Annotated in this window: 4 protein-coding genes and 1 rRNA gene (1 of these 5 running past the window's edge); 3 read left to right on the top strand and 2 right to left on the bottom strand. The window is 39.7% G+C overall.

Annotated elements, in window-relative coordinates; translation table 11 throughout:
* Positions 1 to 945: 945 nt before the first annotated feature.
* From ACFWFP_RS34410 to ACFWFP_RS34400, 3 genes are all read left to right on the top strand, one after another.
* Positions 946 to 2,196, top strand: a complete 1,251-nt coding sequence (locus ACFWFP_RS34410; RefSeq protein WP_376532906.1) for a replication initiation protein — start codon at positions 946 to 948, stop codon at positions 2,194 to 2,196.
* 137 nt (positions 2,197 to 2,333) lie between these two features.
* Positions 2,334 to 3,131 carry a ParA family protein gene (locus tag ACFWFP_RS34405; RefSeq protein ID WP_376296051.1) on the top strand — a complete coding sequence of 266 codons (798 nt, stop codon included), beginning with the start codon at positions 2,334 to 2,336 and terminating at the stop codon, positions 3,129 to 3,131.
* Positions 3,115 to 3,378 carry a hypothetical protein gene (locus tag ACFWFP_RS34400; RefSeq protein WP_376296050.1) on the top strand — a complete coding sequence of 88 codons (264 nt, stop codon included), beginning with the start codon at positions 3,115 to 3,117 and terminating at the stop codon, positions 3,376 to 3,378. The genes ACFWFP_RS34405 and ACFWFP_RS34400 overlap by 17 nt, the downstream gene beginning before the upstream one ends.
* A gap of 46 nt (positions 3,379 to 3,424) precedes the next feature.
* On the opposite strand, the gene ACFWFP_RS34395 is transcribed toward ACFWFP_RS34400, so the two are convergent.
* Together ACFWFP_RS34395 and rrf are read right to left on the bottom strand one after the other, a co-directional pair.
* Positions 3,425 to 4,267, bottom strand: coding sequence for a tyrosine-type recombinase/integrase (locus tag ACFWFP_RS34395; protein WP_376296049.1), 843 nt, complete (start codon positions 4,265 to 4,267; stop codon positions 3,425 to 3,427).
* Between the two features lie 147 nt (positions 4,268 to 4,414).
* Positions 4,415 to 4,513, bottom strand: a 5S ribosomal RNA gene (gene rrf, locus ACFWFP_RS34390); it runs 17 nt beyond the window's last position.

Below are 4,513 nucleotides of genomic sequence, written 5' to 3'. Positions count from 1 at the left end.
GAGGTATATCGGCATCACAGAAGAAGAAACCAATAATGTCTTGAAAACCTTCAGTGTGTTTAAATAACGGTTCCGAACGAAGGAGCAGTCTTTGACTGTTCTTTTTTTTTACTTCCGAAAGACCCTCGTTATCAGACGTCCATAAAGGCTGTTTTTAGAGGTTTGAACTCCCTATCTTTATTTTCCTATTCGGAAAAAAATCAAACAGCTTAGAAAGGCAAATACAAAGCTTAAACAGCGTATTTTTTAAAAACCTCTTGGTGAATCATACACTTTTATGCCTGTTTTTCATTTTTCCTTTTCGGAACCCTCGAATCCTACATCTGTAGCTTTATCTACTTTCATTTTTCTCTTTTTCTTTTTCTAAAGCATTTATTTTCTCTTAACTCACATCTTGCCTGACTGTTCACATCAAGACAGAAAACTTTCCCTACCGGCCGGCGATATCTTTAGAGTGCCAGAAGACCTCAGCATTCCAAAAGGTACGTTGGCAGGGTGAGGTCTTCTGGCGTTTACGAAAAAGAATGAGCCGGCCGGTATCCTGAATATGTATAAGATCATGCTAGAAATAAGACAGAAATAAAGCCAGACATTGAATTCTTTATAATTTCTCTCTTTTTATCGCTCTATCAGAGGTGTAAAGACAGATCATTAAAACCTTTTAAAAAAATAATAGTCTTTAACCTTTGATACACAAATTAGTGTTTTGAACTTACTCTATCTTAAAGTTTTCAGAATTTTCACAACAAAAAACCCCCTGTTGTGTTTGTTTTACTAATATTGTTTTAATTGTTTTACATTGTTTTAATTGTTTTCGGAGGCCTCAAACCATTGGTATGACTGGCCTCAAGACCTCTAACTATAACATTTTTGGTGCGAACTATAACATTTTTGGTGCGAACTATAACAAAAAAATCCTTTTGTTATCGATGGATTTTTGTCATAATGAAGAAGCTCGAAAGGGAGGAAATTGTGATGAAAATTTTAGAAAAAAACGAAACACAGAACAACCATTTGGTGACTAAGTCGAATATGCTCATTGAAGCAAATTATAAATTAGGCGTGGTAGAACAAAAAATCATCCTTTGTCTGGCGAGCCATATTACACCTGCAGATTCAGATTTCAAAACCTACACCCTGCCTATTCAGGAATTTTCAGATCTCCTAAGCTTAAAAGGAACACCCAAATATACAGAACTGAAGCAGATTACGAAGGATTTGATGAAGAAGGTATTTGAAGTGCGGATTAAAAAAAAGGTCATACAGGTTTCGTGGCTCAGCTATGTAGCGTATAACGAAACGGAAGGAACTGTAGACATAAGGTTTGATCCCTTCCTGCGGCCGTACCTGCTTCAGCTGAAAAGGGAATTCACAAGCTACAAACTTGAGAATGTGGTGAAGCTGAAAAGCTCCTACGCCATAAGGATATATGAATTACTGAAGCAATATGAAAGACTGAAGGAAAGATCCTTTTACCTGAAGGACCTGCGCAAAATGCTCGGGGCTGAGGATATCTATCCTGCATACGGAAACTTTAAGCAGCGTGTTCTTGTACCAGCCCAGAAGGAATTGAAGGCTAAAACGGATATATCCTTTGAAATAGAAGAAATCAGGACAGGACGAAGAGTGGATAAAATCAAATTTTTCATTACTTCAGGAAGCAATGGAAAACCTGATCAATTGGACCTGCTTCAAAATCATTTGCAGGAATTTGCCGATACGTTTATAGAGAAAGTGAAAAAACTCGGCTTAAAGATGGGGGTAAGGTTAACGGACGAAGTCATTCTTTCATGGGAAAAGCATGGACAGGACAATGTAATGAGCCTCCTGGAGAAAATACAGGACCGCAAGGACATCGAAAACCCCGTCGGATACATAACCAAGGTCTTAAAGGCAGCAAACAAGGATAATGATGAATCAGAAGACATCCTTATACGCTTAGTATCTGACTTCAGAAAATCAAAAGAAGTACTGCCTGCTTGGTATATACGGGAAAAGTCCATTGAAAAAATGGAGGAAGTACTGAAATTGGATCATGAATCAGCAGCAGTTACATTTGAAGAAATTAAAGAAGAATTATTTGAAGTTCTGCAAATTCAGGAGCCGGAGGCTGAAAGTGATTCAGTAGAGGAGCTAGAAAAGCGCAAGCGTAAGTTCGAAAAGCAACTTAAGAAATTAAAAAAAGGCACCCATTAATGAGTGCCTTTTTTAATTGGATGACAAAGGCATCGTATAAAATAAGAAGAAAACAACGTTAGAAGAAAGGAAGAAAAGAAGAAAAGAAGAAAACAACGTTAGAAGAAAAAAATAAAAGAAGAAAGGGTGATAAAGGGATGGCGATTACTATTACAATGGGAATTCAAAAGGGAGGCTGCGGAAAATCCACCACAACCGGCATTCTCGCGCACTTGTTGAGCAGAAATGGATATAGGGTCCTTGCAGTGGATATGGACTCACAGGGCAACCTTACAGAGCTTCTGTCTGAGCAGCCTTCAAATGAGTATATGGGCAAGTCCGTGCTGGAAGCGATGCAGGAAGATAATGTTGAGGGCTACATACTGAATATCAACGATCACCTCGATCTTCTGCCTGCCAACAACTTTTTGGCAACTTTCCCGCGCTGGCTGTATACGGGAAAAACATATAAAGGCGATACGATCCCTTTTAGCGGGAATCCAAGTTCTGTCTTAGATCATGCTTTGAAGTCCGTCAGGGACAGATACGATTTTATCGTTATTGATACTCCTCCCTCCTTAAGCGAACAGACAACAAATGCACTGTGTGCCAGTGAATACGTGGTTGTTTTATTCGAATGTTCAAATTGGTGCTATTCAGCTATCCCGAATTTCATGGATTCTATCCATGGAGCCAATGAATTCGGAAAGAGAAATACTCAGGCGATCGGCGTGCTGCGCACGATGAATGATGTAAGGCGAAGCGATGCCAAGGCCTTTAATGAACTAATTGCGGAAGATTACCCGGACCTGGTATTTGATACGGTGATTACCAGGAAGGCGCCTGTTGGCAGATTATCTCTGTATGGATTTAACCAGAACGCTGAACTGCGGCAGGCATTGGGACAATACGAAGGATTCTATAAGGAGTTGATCAGCCGTGTCGAAGGTAAATGACATCAAGAGTAAAATGCGCAGTCAAAAGCACATTAGCCCCAGTTTTGCCTTGAACGAAGAAGTATTACCGGAAGAAACCAAGGAACGTTTAAACAGTGGAAAAAAAGAAGAAAAGAAGAAAGACCGAAAACGGGTATCCTTCGATCTAAGAACGGACCTTCATAAAGAACTGAAAATGCAGTCGCTGCTTCAGGAAAAGAACATTTATCTATTGATCGAGGAAGCATTGGAACAGTATCTTAAATGAACACGATAAAAAAGAAATACCCGAATAACTGGGTATTTCTTTTTTATCAATCAAATGTATTTTGAATAGCTGCATCAAGTCCCTGTCCGGATTCTTTGATATAGCGTTTAGTCATATTTAAATCCTTATGGCCGACCAGCTTTGAGACGGTTTGAATCTCAATTCCTTTATCGATAAGATTCTGGCAAAAAGTATGTCTCAACTTGTGCGGGCTCACATCGTACTTGCTCAGCATATATTGAACCGCCCTCGGTGTCATACGCTGGTTAACACTGGATAAGAAGACTGCTTCATTCTCGGCCTTCAGAGAGTCTTTATAACGCTTAATATGCTCACTGGCAGCTCTTGATAGGGGGATAACCCGTTCAATCTCGCCTTTTGAATCCCGGATAAGAATAGATTCTCTTTCACCGTCTTTTTTTATATCGGTGTGATTTAATTCACAAAGCTCGGAGACCCGAATCCCGGTATGAAGAAGAACATAAACAATAGCAATGTTCCGCACATTTCCTTCGTCTTCCACTTCTTTTATTAGTGCTGACTGTTCAGCTGGCTCCAGTGACTCTGGTGGTTCATCCTTCTTTTCCTTGGCTTTGCGGTCAATGTTGGCCATAATCTCTGGTTTGTTAAGAAACCGGGAAAATACAGTGATGGCTGTATAATGCTTTTCGATTGTTCCGGCACTTTTATTGGAATCGTCCATATAATCAAGATAGGCCTGCACATGGGTCGATTCAATCTCTTCTATTTCTTCTTTCATCCATTGAAAAAATTGAGAGAGAACACCTACATATGTTTTAGCCGTACTGTCTGATTTATTTTGATCCATTAACCATTCAGCAAAAGAATGAAGGATTTGGTCAGTATTTCGGATTTCTTCTTTATTCATCAAAAATCCTCCCGCCTAGAGTTCATCCAAACGCTTCAGATGAAAAAATATACAAAAAAACCTTAGGAAAAATCCTAAGGTTTTTTTGAAAAGAGATAGGATTTTGAACCTGCATTCTTCGGGTTATGAATCCTAAAACTAGAAATTGCTTGGCGGCGTCCTACTCTCACAGGGGGAAACCCCCAACTACCATCGGCGCTGAAGAGCTTAACTGCCGTGTTCGGAATGGGAACGGGTGTGACCTCT

This window comes from Nocardia sp. NPDC060249 (assembly GCF_042728755.1).
In the GTDB taxonomy this organism is placed as follows: domain Bacteria; phylum Actinomycetota; class Actinomycetes; order Mycobacteriales; family Mycobacteriaceae; genus Nocardia.
Note: the sequence above shows the minus strand (reverse complement) of the source record. Positions and strands in the feature narration are given on the sequence as shown.